The organism is Pseudomonas sp. 29, assembly GCF_002754355.1.
In the GTDB taxonomy this organism is placed as follows: Bacteria; Pseudomonadota; Gammaproteobacteria; order Pseudomonadales; family Pseudomonadaceae; genus Aquipseudomonas; species Aquipseudomonas neuropathica.
This window is the reverse complement of sequence record NZ_PEEY01000001.1, coordinates 441,288-460,888: the sequence shown is the minus strand read 5'-3', so window position 1 is coordinate 460,888 and position 19,601 is coordinate 441,288. Positions and strand designations below refer to the sequence as shown.

General features: G+C 59.3%; 20 protein-coding genes and 1 pseudogene. 10 read left to right on the top strand and 11 right to left on the bottom strand.

All coding sequences use genetic code 11. The annotated features are described in order from the left end of the window. Positions 1 to 3: 3 nt before the first annotated feature. The 5 genes from lolA (at position 4) to cysG (ending at position 5,160) form a co-directional block, all read left to right on the top strand. Positions 4 to 624, top strand: a complete 621-nt coding sequence (lolA, locus tag CLU80_RS02145) for an outer membrane lipoprotein periplasmic chaperone LolA (protein WP_099756638.1) — start codon at positions 4 to 6, stop codon at positions 622 to 624. A gap of 148 nt (positions 625 to 772) precedes the next feature. Further along, positions 773 to 2,095 (top strand): replication-associated recombination protein A, encoded by a 1,323-nt coding sequence (locus CLU80_RS02140; protein ID WP_034155144.1) that lies wholly within the window; start codon positions 773 to 775, stop codon positions 2,093 to 2,095. After that, a complete protein-coding gene (crcB, locus tag CLU80_RS02135) occupies positions 2,095 to 2,469 on the top strand; it encodes a fluoride efflux transporter CrcB (RefSeq protein ID WP_053121588.1) in 375 nt (124 codons plus the stop codon). The genes CLU80_RS02140 and crcB overlap by 1 nt, the downstream gene beginning before the upstream one ends. 15 nt (positions 2,470 to 2,484) lie before the next feature. Beyond that, entirely contained in the window at positions 2,485 to 3,765 is a 1,281-nt protein-coding gene (gene serS, locus CLU80_RS02130; RefSeq protein ID WP_007908080.1) for a serine--tRNA ligase, read from the top strand. Beyond that, positions 3,766 to 5,160: a siroheme synthase CysG gene (cysG, locus tag CLU80_RS02125; RefSeq protein WP_099756637.1), complete on the top strand. Its 1,395-nt coding sequence runs from the start codon at positions 3,766 to 3,768 to the stop codon at positions 5,158 to 5,160. Positions 5,161 to 5,277: 117 nt separating this feature from the next. On the opposite strand, the gene CLU80_RS02120 is transcribed toward cysG, so the two are convergent. From CLU80_RS02120 to CLU80_RS02085, 8 genes are all read right to left on the bottom strand, one after another. After that, positions 5,278 to 6,279, bottom strand: a complete 1,002-nt coding sequence (locus tag CLU80_RS02120; protein WP_099756636.1) for a glutathione S-transferase family protein — start codon at positions 6,277 to 6,279, stop codon at positions 5,278 to 5,280. Positions 6,280 to 6,370: 91 nt separating this feature from the next. Next, positions 6,371 to 7,372, bottom strand: a complete 1,002-nt coding sequence (locus tag CLU80_RS02115) for a glycosyl transferase family protein (RefSeq protein WP_099756635.1) — start codon at positions 7,370 to 7,372, stop codon at positions 6,371 to 6,373. Continuing rightward, the gene (locus CLU80_RS02110) at positions 7,369 to 7,704 is read right to left on the bottom strand and encodes a TusE/DsrC/DsvC family sulfur relay protein (protein ID WP_095124503.1); all 336 of its coding nucleotides are present in this window, start codon (positions 7,702 to 7,704) and stop codon (positions 7,369 to 7,371) included. Before CLU80_RS02110 ends, CLU80_RS02115 begins: the two co-directional genes overlap by 4 nt. Further along, positions 7,701 to 7,994, bottom strand: coding sequence for a sulfurtransferase complex subunit TusB (gene tusB / locus CLU80_RS02105; protein ID WP_099756634.1), 294 nt, complete (start codon positions 7,992 to 7,994; stop codon positions 7,701 to 7,703). Before tusB ends, CLU80_RS02110 begins: the two co-directional genes overlap by 4 nt. Further along, on the bottom strand, positions 7,994 to 8,350 hold the full coding sequence (tusC, locus tag CLU80_RS02100; protein ID WP_095048061.1) for a sulfurtransferase complex subunit TusC: 357 nt from the start codon (positions 8,348 to 8,350) through the stop codon (positions 7,994 to 7,996). Before tusC ends, tusB begins: the two co-directional genes overlap by 1 nt. Position 8,351: 1 nt before the next feature. Then, positions 8,352 to 8,744, bottom strand: coding sequence for a sulfurtransferase complex subunit TusD (tusD, locus tag CLU80_RS02095; RefSeq protein ID WP_095124703.1), 393 nt, complete (start codon positions 8,742 to 8,744; stop codon positions 8,352 to 8,354). A gap of 171 nt (positions 8,745 to 8,915) precedes the next feature. Beyond that, positions 8,916 to 9,620, bottom strand: a complete 705-nt coding sequence (locus CLU80_RS02090; protein WP_099756633.1) for a YoaK family protein — start codon at positions 9,618 to 9,620, stop codon at positions 8,916 to 8,918. Positions 9,621 to 9,645: 25 nt separating this feature from the next. Further along, positions 9,646 to 9,975, bottom strand: a complete 330-nt coding sequence (locus tag CLU80_RS02085) for a DUF6388 family protein (protein ID WP_099759333.1) — start codon at positions 9,973 to 9,975, stop codon at positions 9,646 to 9,648. 134 nt (positions 9,976 to 10,109) lie between these two features. Between CLU80_RS02085 and CLU80_RS02080 the strand changes: the two genes are divergently transcribed. Then, the gene (locus CLU80_RS02080) at positions 10,110 to 10,460 is read left to right on the top strand and encodes a hypothetical protein (RefSeq protein WP_093434342.1); all 351 of its coding nucleotides are present in this window, start codon (positions 10,110 to 10,112) and stop codon (positions 10,458 to 10,460) included. Between the two features lie 119 nt (positions 10,461 to 10,579). Here CLU80_RS02080 and CLU80_RS02075 read toward each other — a convergent pair whose 3' ends face one another. Beyond that, on the bottom strand, positions 10,580 to 11,005 hold the full coding sequence (locus CLU80_RS02075) for a GNAT family N-acetyltransferase (RefSeq protein WP_093434345.1): 426 nt from the start codon (positions 11,003 to 11,005) through the stop codon (positions 10,580 to 10,582). A 147-nt stretch (positions 11,006 to 11,152) separates the two neighbouring features. Here CLU80_RS02075 and CLU80_RS02070 point away from each other — a divergent pair, with 147 nt between their 5' ends. The 3 genes and pseudogenes from CLU80_RS02070 to CLU80_RS02060 all read left to right on the top strand — a co-directional run. Then, on the top strand, positions 11,153 to 11,590 hold the full coding sequence (locus CLU80_RS02070) for a hemerythrin domain-containing protein (protein WP_093434348.1): 438 nt from the start codon (positions 11,153 to 11,155) through the stop codon (positions 11,588 to 11,590). Positions 11,591 to 11,811: 221 nt separating this feature from the next. Then, positions 11,812 to 12,447, top strand: a complete 636-nt coding sequence (locus CLU80_RS02065; RefSeq protein ID WP_099756632.1) for a lytic polysaccharide monooxygenase auxiliary activity family 9 protein — start codon at positions 11,812 to 11,814, stop codon at positions 12,445 to 12,447. 43 nt (positions 12,448 to 12,490) lie between these two features. After that, positions 12,491 to 13,492 (top strand): annotated as a pseudogene (locus CLU80_RS02060) (chitinase); the annotation flags it as partial. A gap of 127 nt (positions 13,493 to 13,619) precedes the next feature. Here the strand turns inward: CLU80_RS02060 and CLU80_RS02055 are convergent. Together CLU80_RS02055 and CLU80_RS02050 are read right to left on the bottom strand one after the other, a co-directional pair. Then, on the bottom strand, positions 13,620 to 14,039 hold the full coding sequence (locus CLU80_RS02055; protein ID WP_099756630.1) for a DUF6896 domain-containing protein: 420 nt from the start codon (positions 14,037 to 14,039) through the stop codon (positions 13,620 to 13,622). Next, positions 14,036 to 18,814, bottom strand: coding sequence for an RHS repeat-associated core domain-containing protein (locus CLU80_RS02050; RefSeq protein ID WP_099756629.1), 4,779 nt, complete (start codon positions 18,812 to 18,814; stop codon positions 14,036 to 14,038). Before CLU80_RS02050 ends, CLU80_RS02055 begins: the two co-directional genes overlap by 4 nt. A gap of 195 nt (positions 18,815 to 19,009) precedes the next feature. On the opposite strand from CLU80_RS02050, the gene CLU80_RS02045 reads away from it, so the two are divergent. Then, the gene (locus tag CLU80_RS02045) at positions 19,010 to 19,600 is read left to right on the top strand and encodes an NUDIX domain-containing protein (RefSeq protein ID WP_099756628.1); all 591 of its coding nucleotides are present in this window, start codon (positions 19,010 to 19,012) and stop codon (positions 19,598 to 19,600) included. Position 19,601 lies beyond the last annotated feature (1 nt).

Below are 19,601 nucleotides of genomic sequence, written 5' to 3'. Positions count from 1 at the left end.
CCCATGCGTCTTATCCGCATGCTGCTGCCAGTACTGGCGCTGACCACTCTCACGGCCCACGCCGATCAAAAGGACGTGGCGCGTCTGACCCAATTGCTGGAAACATCCAAGACCCTGAGCGCGAACTTTTCGCAGCTGACCCTCGACGGCAGCGGCACGCAGTTGCAGGAAACCACCGGCGACATGACCCTGCAGCGTCCTGGCCTGTTCTACTGGCACACCAATGCGCCAAACGAGCAGACCATGGTTTCCGACGGCAAGAAAGTCACCCTGTGGGACCCGGATCTGGAACAGGCGACCATCAAGAAGCTCGACGAGCGTCTGACCCAAACCCCGGCGCTGCTGCTGTCCGGTGATGTGTCGAAGATCAGCCAGAGCTTTGATATCAGCGCGAAAGAGGCGGGCGGCGTGATCGACTTCACCCTCAAGCCGAAAACCAAAGACACTCTGTTCGATAACCTGCGTCTGTCGTTCCGCAACGGTCTGCTCAACGATATGCAACTGATCGACAGCGTCGGCCAGCGCACCAACATCCTGTTTACCGGGGTCAAGGCCAACGAGCCGGTATCGGCATCGAAGTTCAAGTTCGACATCCCCAAGGGTGCCGACGTGATCCAGGAATAAACACGTAAACCTTGTGGGAGCGAGCCTGCTCGCGAAAGCGATATTTCATCCAGCATTAATAGTGGCTGATACACCGCTTTCGCGAGCAGGCTCGCTCCCACAAGGGCAAATGATCGACCTGATCAAATAGAGGTTTCAACGCTACGTGATGGATCTGTTTCGCAGTGCACCGATTGCCCAGCCACTGGCCGCGCGTTTGCGTGCGACCAATCTGGATGAGTACGTCGGTCAGGAGCACGTGCTCGCTCGCGGCAAGCCTCTGCGTGAGGCGCTGGAGCAGGGTGCCCTGCATTCGATGATCTTCTGGGGCCCGCCCGGAGTGGGTAAAACCACCCTGGCGCGGTTGCTCGCGGAAGTCTCCGATGCGCACTTCGAAACGGTCTCGGCGGTGCTCGCCGGGGTCAAAGAGATCCGTCAGGCCGTTGAAATTGCCAAGCAGCAGGCCGGCCAGTACGGCAAGCGCACCATTTTGTTCGTCGATGAAGTGCACCGCTTCAACAAATCCCAGCAGGATGCGTTTCTGCCTTACGTTGAAGACGGCACGCTGATCTTCATCGGCGCCACCACCGAAAACCCTTCGTTCGAACTCAACAACGCCTTGTTGTCGCGTGCTCGCGTCTACGTGCTGAAAAGCCTCGACGAAGCGGCGCTGCGCAAACTGGTGCACCGCGCGCTTACCGAAGAGCGCGGTCTGGGCAAGCGCAACCTGACGCTGAACGATGAAGGCTTCCAGATGCTGCTGTCCGCCGCCGATGGCGATGGCCGGCGTCTGCTCAACCTGCTGGAAAACGCCTCGGACCTGGCTGAAGACAACAGCGAAATCGGCACCGAGCTGCTGCAGAGCCTGCTCGGCGACACCCGCCGGCGTTTCGACAAGGGCGGCGAAGCGTTCTACGACCAGATATCGGCGCTGCACAAGTCCGTGCGCGGCTCCAACCCCGACGGTGCACTGTACTGGTTTGCGCGAATGATCGACGGCGGTTGTGATCCGCTGTACCTGGCCCGGCGCGTAGTGCGCATGGCCAGCGAAGACATCGGCAATGCCGACCCGCGCGCCCTCAGCCTGTGCCTGGCGGCGTGGGAAGTGCAGGAGCGTCTCGGCAGCCCGGAAGGCGAGTTGGCCGTGGCCCAAGCCATCACCTATCTGGCCTGTGCGCCAAAAAGCAACGCGGTGTACATGGGCTTCAAAACCGCTTTGCGCGCCGCCGCTGAAAACGGCTCGCTGGAAGTGCCACTGCACCTGCGCAACGCACCGACCAAACTGATGAAACAATTGGGCTACGGTGACGAATACCGCTACGCCCACGACGAGCCGGACGCTTATGCCGCCGGCGAAGACTATTTCCCGGAAGAGCTTGATCCCATCCCGTTCTACCAACCGGTGCCGCGCGGTCTGGAATTGAAGATCGGCGAGAAGCTCAACCACCTCGCCCAACTCGATCGTTTAAGCCCTCGGCAGCGGAGAAAATAGTGCTTCCATTGATCATTGCGGTCTCCGCCGGCGGGGTTGCCGGCACCTTGTTGCGCTTCGCCACCGGCAATTGGATCAACGCCAATTGGCCGCGGCACTTCTATACCGCGACGCTGGCCGTTAATATCGTGGGCTGTCTGCTGATTGGCGTGTTGTACGGCCTGTTTTTGATACGCCCGGAAGTGCCGATCGAGGTACGCGCCGGGTTGATGGTCGGCTTCCTTGGGGGGCTGACGACATTTTCATCCTTTTCACTGGATACGGTGCGCCTGCTGGAAAGCGGGCAAGTGCCGCTGGCCCTGGGCTATGCGGCACTCAGCGTATTCGGCGGGCTGCTCGCGACGTGGGCTGGCCTGTCTTTGACCAAACTTTGATAACGAGAAACCGACATGCTCGATTCCAAACTGTTACGTAGCAACCTTCAGGACGTAGCGGACCGCCTGGCTTCCCGTGGCTTTGCCCTGGATACCGCGCGCATCGAAGCGCTGGAAGAACAGCGTAAGACCGTCCAGACCCGCACCGAAGCACTGCAGGCTGAGCGTAACGCGCGTTCCAAATCCATCGGTCAGGCCAAGCAGCGCGGCGAAGACATCGCGCCGTTGATGGCGGACGTTGAGCGCATGGCGGGCGAACTGAGTGCCGGTAAAGTCGAGCTGGACGCGATCCAGACCGAACTGGACTCGATCCTGCTCGGTATCCCCAACCTGCCGCACGAATCCGTGCCGGTCGGCAAAGACGAAGACGACAACGTTGAAGTGCGCCGCTGGGGCACGCCGACCGCGTTCGACTTCGAAGTGAAAGACCACGTTGCCCTGGGCGAGAAGTTCGGCTGGCTGGACTTCGAAACCGCCGCCAAGCTGTCCGGCGCGCGTTTCGCCCTGCTGCGTGGCCCGATCGCGCGTCTGCACCGCGCCCTGGCGCAGTTCATGATCAACCTGCACGTCAACGAGCACGGCTACGAAGAGGCTTACACGCCTTATCTGGTTCAGGCGCCGGCGCTGCAAGGCACCGGTCAACTGCCGAAGTTCGAAGAAGACCTGTTCAAGATCGCGCGCGAAGGCGAAGCCGATCTCTACCTGATCCCGACCGCTGAAGTGTCGCTGACCAACATCGTTGCGGGCGAAATCGTCGACTCGAAACTGCTGCCGATCAAGTTCGTCGCTCACACCCCGTGCTTCCGCAGTGAAGCCGGTGCGTCGGGTCGCGATACGCGCGGCATGATCCGTCAGCACCAGTTCGACAAAGTCGAAATGGTCCAGATCGTTGAGCCATCGACTTCGATGGAAGCGCTGGAAGGCCTGACCGCCAACGCCGAAAAAGTCCTGCAACTGCTCGGTCTGCCTTACCGCACCCTGGCGCTGTGCACCGGCGACATGGGTTTCAGCGCGGTCAAGACCTACGATCTGGAAGTGTGGATCCCGAGCCAGGACAAGTACCGCGAAATCTCCTCGTGCTCGAACTGCGGCGACTTCCAGGCCCGTCGTATGCAAGCGCGTTTCCGCAACCCGGAAACCGGCAAGCCTGAACTGGTGCACACCTTGAACGGTTCCGGTCTGGCCGTAGGCCGTACGCTGGTGGCCGTGCTGGAAAACTACCAGCAGGCCGACGGCTCGATCCGTGTGCCGGACGTACTCAAGCCGTACATGGGTGGCCTTGAGGTCATCGGCTAAATGAAATATCTGCCGCTGTTTCACAACCTGCGCGGCAGTCGTGTGTTGGTCGTCGGTGGGGGGGAAATTGCCTTGCGCAAATCCCGCCTGCTGGCCGATGCCGGTGCGCTGCTGCGGGTGGTCGCACCTGAAATCGAAACGCAACTGCGTGAACTGGTCGTCGCCTCTGGCGGTGAATGCCTGTTGCGCGGTTACGTCGAGGCGGATCTCGACGGTTGCGGGCTGATTATTGCCGCCACCGACGATGAGACGCTGAACGCCCAAGTCTCCACCGATGCGCACAAGCGCTGCGTGCCGGTCAACGTGGTCGACGCGCCTGCCTTGTGCAGCGTGATCTTCCCGGCGATCGTCGACCGTTCGCCGCTGATCATTGCCGTGTCCAGCGGCGGCGATGCGCCGGTGCTGGCGCGTTTGATCCGCGCCAAGATCGAAACCTGGATTCCATCGACCTACGGCCAATTGGCCGGGCTCGCCGCGCGTTTCCGCAATCAGGTGAAAAGCCTGTTTCCGGATGTGCAGCAGCGTCGTGGTTTCTGGGAAGACGTGTTTCAGGGGCCGATTGCCGACCGGCAACTGGCCGGGCAGGGCGCCGAAGCCGAGCGTCTGCTGCAAGCCAAGATCGATGGTGAAGCCATGGTCACGACCGGTGAGGTGTATCTGGTCGGGGCAGGCCCGGGCGATCCAGACCTGCTGACCTTCAAGGCGTTGCGTCTGATGCAGCAAGCCGACGTGGTGCTGTACGACCGCTTGGTGGCGCCAGCGATTCTTGAGCTGTGCCGTCGTGATGCCGAGCGGGTCTACGTCGGCAAACGTCGGTCTGATCACGCCGTGCCACAGGATCAGATCAACCAGCAACTGGTCGACCTGGCCAAGGCCGGCAAGCGTGTGGTGCGGTTGAAGGGCGGTGATCCGTTTATCTTCGGCCGGGGCGGCGAAGAGATCGAAGAACTGGCCGCTCACGGCATTCCGTTTCAGGTTGTGCCGGGTATCACGGCGGCAAGTGGTTGCGCGGCATATGCCGGGATTCCGCTGACGCATCGTGATCACGCGCAGTCGGTGCGCTTTGTTACCGGCCATCTGAAGGACGGCTCCACCGATCTGCCTTGGGCCGACCTTGTCGCGCCGGCGCAGACGCTGGTGTTCTACATGGGCCTGGTCGGGTTGCCGGTCATCTGCGAACAACTGATCAAACATGGTCGTTCAGCCGATACCCCGGCGGCATTGATTCAGCAGGGCACCACGGTCAATCAGCGCGTCTTCACCGGCACGCTGGCTGATCTGCCGCGACTGGTGGCGGAGCATGAAGTGCATGCGCCGACACTGGTCATCGTCGGTGAAGTGGTGCAACTGCGCGAGAAGCTGGCGTGGTTCGAAGGGGCTCAGGCACAGGTCTGAAAGACCGAGTTGACCCATTCGCGAGCAAGCTCGCTCCCACAGGGGATTTGTGAACGACACATATCCAGTGTGGGAGCGAGCTTGCTCGCGAAGAGGCCTTCCAAAACCCTATAACTCTCAACCTTTTCGCCAAACCCCTTTGCCGCTCAACCGCGCCCGATCATGGACGACGTTGAAATCTTGCTCCGGCCCCTTCGGCACAACTCCCGTCGGGTTAATGGTCTTGTGACTGCCGTAGTAGTGGTTCTTGATGTGCTGGAAGTCCACCGTCTCGGCAATCCCCGGCATCTGATACATCTCCCGCAGCCAGTTTGACAGATTCGGGTAATCGGCAATCCGCCGCAGGTTGCACTTGAAGTGGCCGTGGTAGACCGCGTCAAAACGAATCATCGTGGTGAACAAACGGATGTCCGCTTCCGTCAGGTACTCACCCGACAAGTAGCGATTGGCATCCAGCAGCCGGTCCAACTGATCCAGCTCGGCAAACACCTCATCGAACGCTTCTTCATAAGCCTGTTGCGACGTCGCAAAACCTGCGCGATACACGCCGTTGTTCACCGCCGGATAAATCCGCTCGTTCAGCGCATCGATCTCGCCGCGTAATGGCGCCGGGTAGAGATCCAGATCATTGCCGGTCAAACCATCAAACGCGCTGTTGAACATGCGGATGATCTCCGCTGATTCGTTGCTGACGATGCGCTTGAGCTTTTTGTCCCACAGCACCGGCACGGTGACGCGGCCGGTGTAATCGGCAGTGTCGGCGGTATAGCGCTGATGCATGAATTCAAAACCATCGAGCTTGTCGCCGGTTGAGCCGAGCGCCGTGTCGAAGGTCCAGCCATTTTCCAGCATCAACCAACTGACCACCGAGACGTCGATGAGACTCTCCAGCCCTTTGAGTTTGCGCAGGATTAGCGTGCGATGCGCCCACGGACAGGCGAGCGAAACATAGAGGTGATAGCGCCCGGCCTCCGCGGCAAAACCGCCTTCACCGCTGGGGCCGGGTTCGCCGTTGGCGGTTACCCAGTTGCGGCGCTTGGCCTGTTCGCGCTGGAAGGCGCCGTCCTTGCTGCTTTCGTACCACTTGTCCTGCCAGTGGCCATCGACGAGTAAACCCATGATCAAGACTCCGTAAACCAATAATCGTTGGAGTCGAGTCTATTCCGATGAGTTCGAACAAAAAGCGCAAAGATCAGGCGCGAATGATCGGTTAAATCGATTTGTTCCGCGCGGCCCAGTAGTGCTCGGCGGTTGCGAAGGCTTGCTCACGGCTTTGACCGAGACCGCGCAAGGCCAGCGCCATGGTCGCAATCAACGCCATTTGCGGGTAACTGTCGACCACCTCGCCACGCCATACGGCTTTCAGGTGTTCGACGTCCAGGGTCGCCGGTTTGACGTGGCGTTGCGCCGACAATTGCGGCCATTCCTCGTCCCAGCTCTCGCCGGCGGTGGTGCCGTAGAGGTGGCTGTCGGCATCCGGGTTGATCTCGATTTCGCCGCCATCGCCTTTGACCACAATCGCCGTGTCGCCAAGCAAACCACTGGCATCGCGATGCACGGCTTGATACCCAGGATGGAAAATGCTTTGCAGGCCGCAACGCGCGCCCAGTGGATTGAGAATCCGCGCCAGGGAATGAATCGGTGAGCGTAGGCCCAGGGTGTTGCGCAAATCGATCATCTTTTGCAGTTGCGGCGCCCAGTCCACCAGCGGCATGAAGGCCAGGCCACCGTTATCCAGCGCCGTGCCGACCTGCTGCCAAGTGCGGCACAGCGGAATGTTCAATTCACCAAGCAATTGCTCGCTGTACAGACGCCCGGCGGTGTGTGCGCCGCCGCCGTGCATGAAAGTGCGCACGCCGTTCTGTGCCAGGCACTTGGCCGCCAGCAGATACCACGGCAGATGACGCTTCTTGCCAGCGTAAGTCGGCCAGTCCAGATCGACGTTCAGCGCCGGCGCCTGCAAGCGCTCGCGCAGGGCTTCGGTGAAGCCGGCCATCTCCTCGGCGCTTTCTTCCTTGTGCCGCAGCAACATTAGGAACGCGCCGAGCTGGGTGTCTTCAACCTTGTCGTCGAGCACCATGCCCATGGCTTCGCGCGCCTCTTCGCGGGTCAGGTCACGAGCGCCACGTTTGCCTTTGCCAAGAATGCGCACGAATTGGGCGAACGGGTGTTCGGCAGGCGTTTCGAGGGTCAGCGCTGGAAAGTCGGTCATAAGCAATTCGTCGGTTTGGGCAGGCCCGCCAGTTTCGCGGCGAGTTTGGCAGGGGTGCCTTTGAACAGTCGGTTGAGGTGCAGGCTGTTGCCTTTGTCCGGGCCGAGTTTCAGTGCGGTGTACTTGATCAATGGCCGGGTGGCCGGGGACAGCTGGAATTCGGCATAGAAGCTGCGCAGCAGTTCGAGGACTTCCCAGTGTTCGGGCGTCAACTCGATTTCTTCGGCGGCAGCGAGGGCGCTCGCGACGTCTGCCGACCAGTCGCTGAGGTCGACCAGAAATCCGTCCTTGTCCAGTTCGATGGCGCGGGCGCCGACGGTCATGGCATTCATAACCAGCTGTTGACCTTGTCGTGATGGATCGACAGCTCGACGAAGGCCGGGTAATCAATGGCCTCAGCCCAGTCCGGGACTTCGATGGCGCGAGCCTGTGCATCTTCGGCCAGAACCAACAATTTGATCTGGCGGCTTTGCAGTGCGGTGAACGGCGCGGTGCCCGGTTGCAGAGCATAGACCGCGTCGCCGGACAGCAACACAGCATCAGCGCTGCCGATCAGGCGCAGGCAACTGGTCAGGCGATCGTCGCCAAACGGGGAATGAGACAACACATGCAAAGTCGACATCAGAGGGTGATCACCTGGTCGTAACGGTCAATAAGGGCGGTGATTTGCTCGGCGGCCAGCGGCTGCGCTTCGTCCAGCGACAGAGTGCCGAGGCCACGAGTGCTGGCGCTCTCTGCGCAGTAGAACAACTCTTCGACACCAAACATCGGTAGCGCTTGCAGGTTAGCGCTCAAGTCTTTCTGTTGCAGGGCCTTGGCGCTCTGCCCGGCGGCGAGTTGTAAGACGCCATCATCGAGAAACAGCAAGCCAATGGGCAGATCGAAGGCGCCACCGGCCAGCACGATGTCCAGCGCTTCGCGGGCCGCGGGGCCAGACCATGGTGATTGACGGCTGATGATCAACAGGGATTTAGCCATCTCACGCACCTCCGAAGCAGATCAAGCGGTCAGCGTCTTGTACCGCGTCATGCAACTGACCGAGGCCGGACAATTCCCACGGCGCGCTCACGGAAACGGCGTCACGCTGATAGCGCTTGGCTTCTTCAGCGTCCAGCACGCCACGGCGCAGGGCGGCGGCGATGCACACCACGCCGTCGAGCTTTTGCTCGGTGATGAAGGTGCGCCATTGTTTGGGCAGGTCCAGTTCGTCCTGCGGGGTGACCACCGCGTCCGAAGCGTTGTAAACGCCGTCCTGATAGAAAAACAGCCGGACAATTTCATGCCCACCGGCCAGCGCGGCTTGTGCAAACAGCAGGGCGCGGCGCGAGGAGGGCGCATGGGCGGCGGAAAACAGCGCAATGGCGAACTTCATGACGGACTCGATCAGCAAAACTGCGGCCATGATAAAGCTTTATCGAGGCTGCCGCGAAACCTTGTAGGAGTGAGCCTGCTCGCGATAGCGGTCTGTCAGTTGGTGAAGATGAAGAATGTGCCGGCGTCTTCGCGAGCAGGCTCACTCCTACAAAGATTTTGTTGTCCTCGGTTAGCGCGGCATATAGCCCAGTTGCCAGCGCCGTGGGATTTTCAGCGAGACCAAGCCGATCACCGCCGCCAGCAAACCGCTGACAAACAACGCCTTCAGTCCCAAATGATGTTCCAGCACCGCCCCCAGAATCGCGCCGATAAACATCCCGCTCCACGGCACCAGTTGCACCCGCCAGCCGCTGCGCCGTTCGCCAAGCATCCAGCGCCCCAAACCACGGCCGAACCGCGACAATGCGCCAGTCACGTAAGTCAGTCCGACCGGCAAGCCGTTCACCTCTTCGACCGACGCGTTGAGCATGCCCATCGCAATGATCGCCGCCATCAGCGCCGGCAGTTGGGTGTCGAATGGCCAGGCGGCCGCCGCACACAGCAGGGTGGCGATACACAGCAGCAACGGCAGCGCCCGGCGGCCACCGAAACGGGCAACGATAACGCCCAAGGCGTTCCCGGCTATAAAAGTGGCGACGAGGATCAACAAACGCAGGGTCAGCCCGATATCACCATCGCTGATCGCCACGGCAAGTCGGGTGGTGTTGCCGCTCATGAACGAGACGAAGTCGCCGCTGGCCATAAAGCCGATGGCGTCGGTCATGCCGGCCAGTACCGAGAGGCCGGCCACCAGCGCCAGACCAATCCGCCCGCGCCACTTCTGAGTGTGCAGATGCCCGGGGCTGGCGCGGTGAGTCGAGGCGGATGGCAGCATCGGTAGAAGTGTCCTTGGGCGGCGGTTATGGTTCTATGCCATACAGATCGCAATATTCTGGCCAGCCCATATGAGCCATTTCTGCGACTTCACGATGCACCTCAAGGCGCTGCGCTTGGTATTCCTCAGGCGTTGCGGCCGTCAGTAGCAGTGTCAGCTCCCAGGCAAACAGACCTTGTTCTTCCGCTTCGGCCTCAAATGCTTCATGCAGTCGCTCCTCACGATACTGCGCCTGCGTTTCGCCTTTGGCCTGAGCCAGTAGCGGGTTGAGGTGGTCGAGGGATACGCGTAGTTCGGGACGCGCCTCGAGAAATACTTTCAGGGCGTGTTCATGTCGCTGGTCGGTAGGCGCCATGTGTTTTCCTTGTGAGGCTGATGACCTTAGGTTGCCGCAGCGGCCTGCGCCTGTCGCGCTATAAATGCAGTAAAGCAGAACGATTCCTGCTGCTGCGATGATACAGTCCGCTTTTTTCTGAATGAGCGAATGCAATGCGAATTCTGATGGTAGCGCTGGCCGCGACACTGCTGGCCGGTTGCGCAGGCTCGGTGATGGACGATGCTCGCACGAAAACCCCGTACAAAGTGTTGACGTCGGACAAAGCCGAAAAAGACGTGGCGCGTTGTGTGCAGTTCGGCTGGCAGGACGAAGCGGTGTTTGGCGTGGATGCGGCGGCGTATCTGGAACCGCGTAAATCGGGCGGTACGACGGTGTATACCCGTTCGGCAGAGTCTTTTGTCGATGTGCTCACCGAAGCATCGGGTACGACGCTGAATTACTACGCGCAGAAGGATGACTTTGTCGCCAAGCGCCGGTTGGCGGCGTTGGCGACCTGTCTGTAGGGCCAATGGTCGCGGTGAGGTTCAAGCCGCCTTCGCGAGCAAGCTCGCTCCCACATCGATTCTTTGTCGATCACTCATCCAGTGTGGGAGCGAGCTTGCTCGCGAAGGCGGCGTCACATTCAACCGTTCAGGCGCTTCTGGAAAAAATGCCGCTTGTGCCCCGGCGGATAATCGACAATCTCACCAAACTGGCTGTACCCGAGTTTCTTGTAGAACTCCGGTGCCTGAAAGTCGAACGTGTCGAGCCATGCGCCGATGCAGCCTTTCTCCCGCGCCAGCTCTTCGGCCATGCGCATCAGTTTCGAGCCAATACCCTGGCCCCGGCCTGCTTCAGGCACTGACAGCAAATCGATGAACAACCACTGGCAGACCAGCCGGCCATAGAGTCCACCCAGAATCTGATCGTGATCGTCACGCACCAGCAGGGTGAGCGGTTCGGATACCGCGATCCCGGCCTTGGCCACGTTATAGGCATGCAGGGGGGCGAGAATCGCTTGGCGTTCTTCTTCTGTGGAATGTTGTGACAACTCGATGCGCAAGTTCATGCCTGACTTCCTTGTGGTTTGAACCCGCAGCCTATCCTGCCCGGCGGTGATATTCCAAGCCCCTCTCAACCCGGTGGAACTGCCGCCCACGCGCCGGGGTCTAGCTGTTACAGCGTCATTCCAGCACGCGGTTGATGAGGATCCCCCATGAATATTTTCGAAGCCCTTCGCGAAAGCCATGAGCGCCAGCGTAGCTACGCCAAAACCCTGATCGAAACCAGCGGCGACACCCCGGAGCGGGTCGAGGCGTACAAACAACTCAAAGCCGAACTCCAGGCCCACGAAACCGCCGAAGAACGCCATTTCTACATTCCGTTGATGGAGCTTGACGAGGGTGTCGATCTGAGCCGCCATGCCATCGCTGAACACCATGAAATGGACGAGATGATGGAAGAACTCGACGAGACCGAGATGTCCAGTCCGGCGTGGTTGGCAACCGCGAAGAAGCTGTCGGATAAGGTTCATCATCATTTGAAGGAAGAAGAACAGAAGTTCTTCCAGATGGCCGGCAAATTGCTCAACGAGAAACAGAAAGTACAACTCGCCGGGCAATACGAAAAGGAGTTCAAGGCACAGTTGCCGTGAGTACTGAATGGCAGTTTTTGCAGCATCGGCGTGTAATCTTTTGGCGTCATCTCGGGTGGGTATTATCGTAAAAGACTGGATACACATCCAGTATTTGCAGTGTTTTGCTGGCCTTCATCCGCTGACTGCGACAAAACCGCCGATGGACAAAAAATTCGCCTCCGTTAGCTTGAAGACCTCTCCTCGGAAAGGAGAGTTCTTAAATCAACGGAGTGAAAAACATGAATCAACCACAAGCACAAACCCAACTGCGACATGGTCGCGTCATCTCTCCTGCCAGCCGCGGTGCGGTGGCCATTGAGCAAGGACTGCTCGGTGCCTGGCAGGTCAATGAAATGGAAGGCGGGAAAAATTTCCCGGCGCTGGCAGCGGGGCCGTTTCCGGCGCCATACCAGAGCGACTCGGACAGTGTCACGCCCCCGGCCGACGGCTACATCCTCAGTGGTGGCAAGAGTGATGCCCGCGACTGCGTTAACTTCACCCATGAAGAAATGAGCAAGAAACTCGGTCGTCCATTCACTTGGCCGCTGCTCAATGTCACCCCGGGACAAACCCTCGAAATCAAGTGGGAATACACCGCGCCCCACACCACTCGTGGCTATCGCTGGCTGATCACCAAGGACGGCTGGGACCCGAAGCAGCGCATCACCCGTGCGCAACTGGAAAGCCAACCGTTCTTCGAGGACTTCTACACTCAGGTGCCGTATTACAGCTACCCGAATGAGCTGAAGGCCAAGGTCAATCACGCGGTGAAACTGCCGGCCAACAAAAAAGGCCATCACGTGATCGTGCTGATGTGGATCGTCGCCAACACCGGCAACGCTTTCTATCAGGCCTTCGACGTCGACTTCAAATAACGGCGCTGCGTCGCCAAACCCACACGTTCTGAAGGATTAGAACATGTCAAAAATCGATTTCTCTTTAGTGCAAAACGCCGCGAGCGATGCCGCGTCGCTGATGCCGAGCATTGCCGGCAAAAAGATCCTCATGGGCTTCTGGCACAACTGGCCCGCAGGCCCGAGCGATGGTTATCGTCAGGGCCGCTTCGCCAGCCTGTCGCTGGAAGAGGTGCCCAAGGAATACAACGTCGTCGCGGTAGCCTTTATGAAGGGCAGCGGCATTCCGACCTTCAAGCCGTTCAACGTTTCCGATGCCGAGTTCCGCCGTCAGGTCGGTGTGCTCAACAGCCAAGGGCGGGCCGTGTTGATTTCCCTCGGTGGTGCCGATGCGCACATCGAGTTGCGCAGCGGTCAGGAACAACCGCTGGCCAATGAAATCATCCGTCTGGTGGAAACCTATGGTTTCGACGGGCTGGACATCGATCTTGAACAGAGCGCGATTGATTTCGCGGCCAACAAGACCGTCCTGCCGGCCGCACTGAAACTGGTCAAGGATCACTACGCAGGCCAGGGCAAGCACTTCATCATCAGCATGGCCCCGGAGTTTCCGTACCTGACCAGCACCGGCAAATACGTGAGTTACCTGCAGGCACTGGAAGGCTACTACGACTTCATCGCCCCGCAGTTCTACAACCAGGGTGGCGACGGGGTCTGGGTGCCGGAAGCCAACAACGGCGCGGGTGCATGGATTGCGCAGAACAACGATGCGCTGAAGGAGGATTTCCTTTATTACCTGACTGAAAGCCTGGTGACCGGTACTCGCGGCTTCACCCGCATCGCGGCGGACAAGTTCGTCATTGGCCTGCCGGCCAACAACGATGCGGCTGCCACCGGTTATGTGATCGACAAAACCGTGGTCGGGAATGTCCTCAAGCGTCTGGCGATCAAAGGGCTGCCGATCAAAGGCTTGATGACCTGGTCGGTGAACTGGGACAACGGCACCAGCAAGGATGGCGTGCCGTACAACTGGGAGTTCAGTCGGCGTTATGGGCCGTTGATTCACGGGGTTCGCTCAGTCGAGCAGGATGTCGATGACTCGCTGTCGCACGTCGCTCGTTAGTTGCAAATAAAGAAGCCCGGTAGCGCTGCCGGGCTTTTTTTGTTGGTTTGGAATGCGTGTGGGTATGTTTTTATTCGGTTTTAACCAGGACATAAAGATTGTCACTGATCGACATTTTTTCGATTCTGTTTAAAGAGATAAGCTCTTTGAATTCTTTTTCGAGTGTTTTCTTGTCGCAGTATTTTTCATATATATGCGGCCTGTCCGAAGCGTAAATGTAAAGACGCCATACGTCAAAGCCGTCGATTCTGCTGTTCGAACCGTAATCGAAGTCCACTGATTCTGATGGGAAATGAATGGCGCACCCTACGCCGTGCAGTTCATATTGAATTTCATCAGTTATTTCACCGCAGCGTTCGATTTGCTTGCTCCGCCAGAGTCTTAAAATATTCCGAGTGCCAAATTTTTTTTGTAGTAATTCTGTTCCACTTTCAACTTTTGAAAGAAAGTCAGTTATTAGGTCCTCAAGATTTTTATCGGCTATTTTCATCTTCTTCTGTGATGCTCCAATCGGTCGTGTCCGACATTGTTAGCTGATTCAATGACCTCTTCGATCGTATTAAGTTGTCCTTTGTGCTCTCTGATGTTCGTGATCAAATTTATAGTTATTGGCGTTGCTGTTTGTTTTGCAGCTGCTGCACGGTGATGTCCATCTAGAATATAGAAGGTGCCCTGATGTTCTGCTACGTCTATGGGATAGCTGACATCGTAGCCACCTGCTCGCATCTGATCTCTTATTTTTTCGACGCGTTTAGTTGAATTTTTTCCCATAATTGCATGCGTTCGCTTCACTGAATGTGGGTCAACGCCATGAATCAAGTCCGGTAATTGTGGATCACCCTCATCAACCTTAGCCCCACCAACCCCACCCGGCACCTCACACCCAGGCTTATTCGGCGGCGGACAATTGGAGTTCAACCCCAACGGATCCACCCACCCCGTCGGATTCGGCACGTACTGGTACTGATTCAGCCCACCCGCCAATTTGATCGGATCCGGCGTCAGATACCGCCCCAGCCGCGGGTCGTAATACCGATGCCGGTTGTAATGCAGCCCGCTCTCCCCGTCGAAATACTGCCCCTGAAAACGCAGCGGCTGGTTCAGGTAATCCTCGCCGGCCAGGGTCAGGGCGGCGACTTTGCCGTAGGCGTCGTATTGCGCGGACCAGACGATGTCGCCGCTGTAGTCGGTGAGTTCCTGCGGGGTGCCGAGGTGGTCGAGTTGGTAGTAGAAGGGGCAGGCTTTTTTCGGGCCTTTGCCGTCGAGCAGTGCCAGCGGGCGGAAGGTGCCGGGTTCGTAGACGTAGCTGCGGTATTCGCTTTCGCTGCTTTCGGCGACGAGGTGGTCGCCTTGCCAGAAGAATTCGGTGATCTCGCCGTTGACGGTTTTGCGGATGCGCCGGCCGAAGGCGTCGTATTGGTAACTGGCGGTCTGGCCGTCGGGGCGGGTCAGGCCGATCAGGCGGTGCTGGCTGTCGTAGCGGTATTCGGTGACGAGTGTCTGCGCGCGGCCGCGACGTTCGCGGATCAGGTTGCCGAAGGCGTCGTAGTCGTAATGACGGTCGCCCTGCATGAGCAGGCGATTGCCCTGGATCTGGCTCGGACCTGGGCGGTCCTGCATCAACAGGTTGCCGGCCGGGTCGTGGGCGAAGGATTCCGGCAGTTCGTCGCGTGAGTGACGTACGCGGATCAGCCGGTCGAGGGCGTCGTAGCCGTAGGTGCGCTGGCCGTGGCGGCTGTCGGCGATGTGCGCGAGATTGCCGTTGGCGCTGTAGGCATAATCGCGGCGGTACAGGGCATCGCGCTGATGGCCTACGGCGTGGGCGAGTAATCGTCCCTGATCGTCGTAGGAATATTCGCTGAGCAGCAGGCCTTGCTGGCGCTGCAGTTCGCGACCGGACTGGTAGACATGGCGGGTCAGCGGCGCGCCGTTGAGGTCAATCCCGTTCAGCGCGCCGCCCTTGGCGTGGCGGTAGTCGAGCACGCTGTTGTCCGGCAGGCGCATGCGCTTGAGCTGGCCGCAGGCGTCGTAGCGGTAACGCAGGGTGCCCCAGCCCTGATGCTCGGTGATCAGCCGGTCCTGACGGTCGTACTCGAAGGCCAAAGGATGTTGCTGGCCGTCATCGACCCCAATCAAACGACCGAGGCGGTCGTACTGATAACTGACCTTGATCCCGTCCGGCAGGGTTTTGACCAGCAAACGCCCGGCGGTATCGCGTTCATAAGCGGTGAGCAAACAAGAGCCGTCATCACCGAACTCGGTCTTCTCCAGCAGATGCCCGTTGAGGTCGTAGGCATAGGCGGTGCGGCGGCCGTCAAAACCGCTTTCCTGACGAATCAGCCCGGTCGACGTGTAGTCCAGCCGGTACTTTTCCCCGGATTCGTTTTCAATCTCGGTGAGCAGCAGTTGCGCATGGTCATAGCGGTACTGCACCCGCGTGCCGTCGGGGTTGATCCGCCGCGAGACCAGGTGCAGATCGTCGTCATACTCATAACGGGTGATGTGCCACTGTTCATCGCGCTCGGCGGTGACCTGACCGTAGGCGCCGTAGCTGTAGGCGCGGGTGCTGCCGCCAGGAAATGTCGTCTGAATCAGTCGGCCAACGGCGTCCCAGTGCTGACGGGTGACCGCACCGTGTTCGTCCGCAGTCGTGGTCCGCCGCCCCAGTGCATCGTAGGAAAAGCGCCGCACGCCACCTTCGGGCAGGGTTTCCTCGGTCAACTGGCCAAGGCTGTTCCAGACCAAACGATGCCGGCTGCTGTCCGGGTAGCGGATCGACAGCAATTGCCCCCGGGTGTCGTAGTAGTAATGGGTGACCTGACCGTCGGGGTCGACCGCTTCGGTGACGTCACCCTCGGCATTGCGCCGGTAGATCCACACCGCCTCGCCGCGCGAACGCCGATGCAGGAAACCGTTGCGATACTCGTAGGACGTGGGCGCCTCATCCGGTGGAATCAGCGCAATCAGCCGTCCGACGTCGTCGTAGCGGTATTCGGTGACAGCGCCTAACGCATCCTGCTCGGCGATCAAACGCCCCGAGGCGTCATAAGCCTTTAGCTGCTCGCCACCATCCGCCGAGACTTGACGCACCAGCCGCGCACGTTCGTCGTGGACGTAGGTCTCTTCGGTGCCATCGACGTAATGCACCGCGACACTGCCGTCATCGTTCCAGACGTAACGCGTGTCCATCTGCGAAAACGATGCCCAGTGACGCACGCAGCGCGCGGCTTTCCCCGACCGTTCCCACTCCCAGAAGAAGCTCGCACCGCCAGCCAGTTGCCGCTGCAGAATCACGTGAGCGTCGTCGTAGTCGTAACGCTCGCTGTCACCGACAGCGTTGGTCGCTTCGATCAGGTGCCGGTAGGCGTCGTAGCGGTAACTGACCAGTGCTTGTTCGGTACTCCAGGCACCCTCGCGAAACACCTGATAATCAACACCCAGCAACTGCGCCTGCTCATAGCGCAACAGCAGTGAGCGCCCGGCGCCATTGTCCAGGCGCTGCACCCGGTCAGAGCGATCGCGTTGCACCGTCAGACGGTTGCCATAGGCATCGCTGATCGCCGTCAGCCGTCCTGCACGAAAGTGATAAAAGCGCGCCGTGTCCCCGGCCAGCGCGAGGATCAGCTCTTCCGGCTCCTCGCCCAGAAAAATCGCCGCCCGCGACAAACTGTTGTGAATCGCCGGCCGCTCACTACTCGGCAACGGAAAACGGGTACGCCGGTTTTCGTGATCGACCCAAACCACCTCATCAGCGAAAAACTCCAGCCGATGCGCCAGCGAATGGCTCCAGCCAAACCCCAGCCCGACGTCGATTTCGACGGCGCTCGAGCGATACAACCGCGTGAACTCAAACGGCAACACGCCATCGAGCAGCGCATCGTTCAGGGTCAGCAGTTCTTCGCCAGTAACCATCGACACCGGACAACCGTTGGTGCAGGTACGCGGCACACAATCGGCGTTGTCGCCGTTGGGGTTTTTCGCCTGATCCGGCGAATCGTCGTGCGGCTCATGCCGTTCCAACCGGCTCGAAGCGCCAGACTTGTCCCGCACAACAGGCGCCGGATTCGGCACCGTCAACACCACAGAATCGGCCTGACGAATGTTCAGCGGTATCGACGGTGTCGGTTTCAACTCAACGTCACGCACATTGAGCATCAGCGGCTTCAAAACGCTGGCATGCCGCGTCAAATCCGCCGAGGACGTCAGTTCGGCCAAGCGCAAAGCCGAGGCTGCCAGCCACTCCCGCGCGCGCGGCGACTTGATCTTCGCCAGCACCTTGCTGCTCAAACGCAGCGGCACGCCGATGCCACCCGACACGCCCATCAACAGGAAGCTGATCAGCAATTCGACGCGCACTTCGGCGACCACTTCGGCCAAATGTTGCGGCGGCAGCATCTTCAGCCAACTGGTAAACGCGGCCAGATGAATGAACAGCAGCGGCTCGTCACTGAGGATCAACAGACCGTTGGCAATGGCGTCGCTGGAGGCATTCAATAACGCCTCAAGCTCGGCCTCGCTGAGGTATTCCAGCAACTTTTCACTGTTGGCCTGCAAGTCGGCGAGCAGGGCGAATACCTGTTTAATGTCATCCCAGACGCCATTCAGTGCTTTCTCGAATCCACGCCAATCGGCCTGTTGCAACTGACCGTAACGTTCAAGAAACCCGGCGCTGGAAAACTCCGTCCACTGCGGCTGAAATTCGCGCCATTCAGCGCGCAACCAGCCCTCAAGGCCTGCAATGACACTTTCATAAGAGGCATACAGCGCACGTACATGGTCCGTGGACACATCGGGAAAGAAGGTGATGCGATAACGCTGGCCCCGATCGCAGTTGGTCACTTGCAGAATGCCGCTGGGGCCAATGGTGTGATGCTTCGGTTCGCCGAACGTCAGCACACCGCCGACATCGGCAAGCACCGGTTCGAGCGTCACCGGCGTGTCGCCAATCGGCACGAACCGTGCAGCCTCGAACATGTGCACCAGCGTCAGCGACCCGCTGGCCGAACACATGACTACTGATGAACTGAGCGGTTGGCGCGACTTGATCGGCGCACTGAGGCGCACGTCGTTACCGATGGTGAATACCTGCTCGACATCCAGTGCAGTCCCCGTCCAGAACTGCTCGGCCCAGACGTCGTAGTTGTTCAGGCACAGGCGGAACTCGCGGATCAGGTGTTCGAAGTCCGGCTCATCGGGATTCAAAGCAGCCACAACGAGCAGGCCGATGCTGTTGTTCAGGGCCAGCAGCTGATCGGTTGGAAGCATTCGCAGTCTCTCGCGCACGTCAAAAAGGTGCGGGGACTTTGCGGGGGATCAAACAGGAAAGAAGTCGGGCGAGTAGGCGTTATCTGTAGGATGTTTCGACATGATTTGTAGGGCGGTATAGGGTTTCGTATTCTCGTTCACAACTAAGGGCCTTTACCTACCCGGAAGCCTTCAATGACAAAAGGATCAAGCGTCATGTCCAACACAGCCGAGCGGGTCAGCATCGTCGACACTCAGGTGTTGTCCCATGACTGGTATCTGCTGAAGAAAATTACCTTCGACTATCACCGCAACAATGGTGAGTGGCAGCGTCAGACTCGTGAAGTCTATGACCGAGGCAACGGTGCAGCGATTCTGCTGTTCAACCGTGCACAGCGCACGGTGGTACTGACCCGGCAGTTCCGCTTGCCGGTGTTCGTCAATGGTCATGATGGTTTGCTGATCGAGGTGGCGGCCGGGTTGCTCGAAGGCGCGGCACCGGAGCAGCGTATCCGCGACGAAGCCGAGGAAGAGACCGGTTATCGCGTGCACGATGTGACGAAGGTGTTCGAGGCTTACATGAGTCCGGGTTCAGTGACCGAGAAGCTGCACTTTTTCATTGCCGAATACGATTCGGCATCGAAGGTTGGCGAGGGTGGTGGACTGGAAGAAGAGACCGAAGAGCTGGAAGTGCTGGAGTGGGGGTTCGACGAGGCGTTGGCAGCGTTTCAGCGCGGTGAGATCTGCGACGCCAAGACCATCATGCTGTTGCAGTATGCGGCGATGAATAATCTGTTCGGCGCTTGAT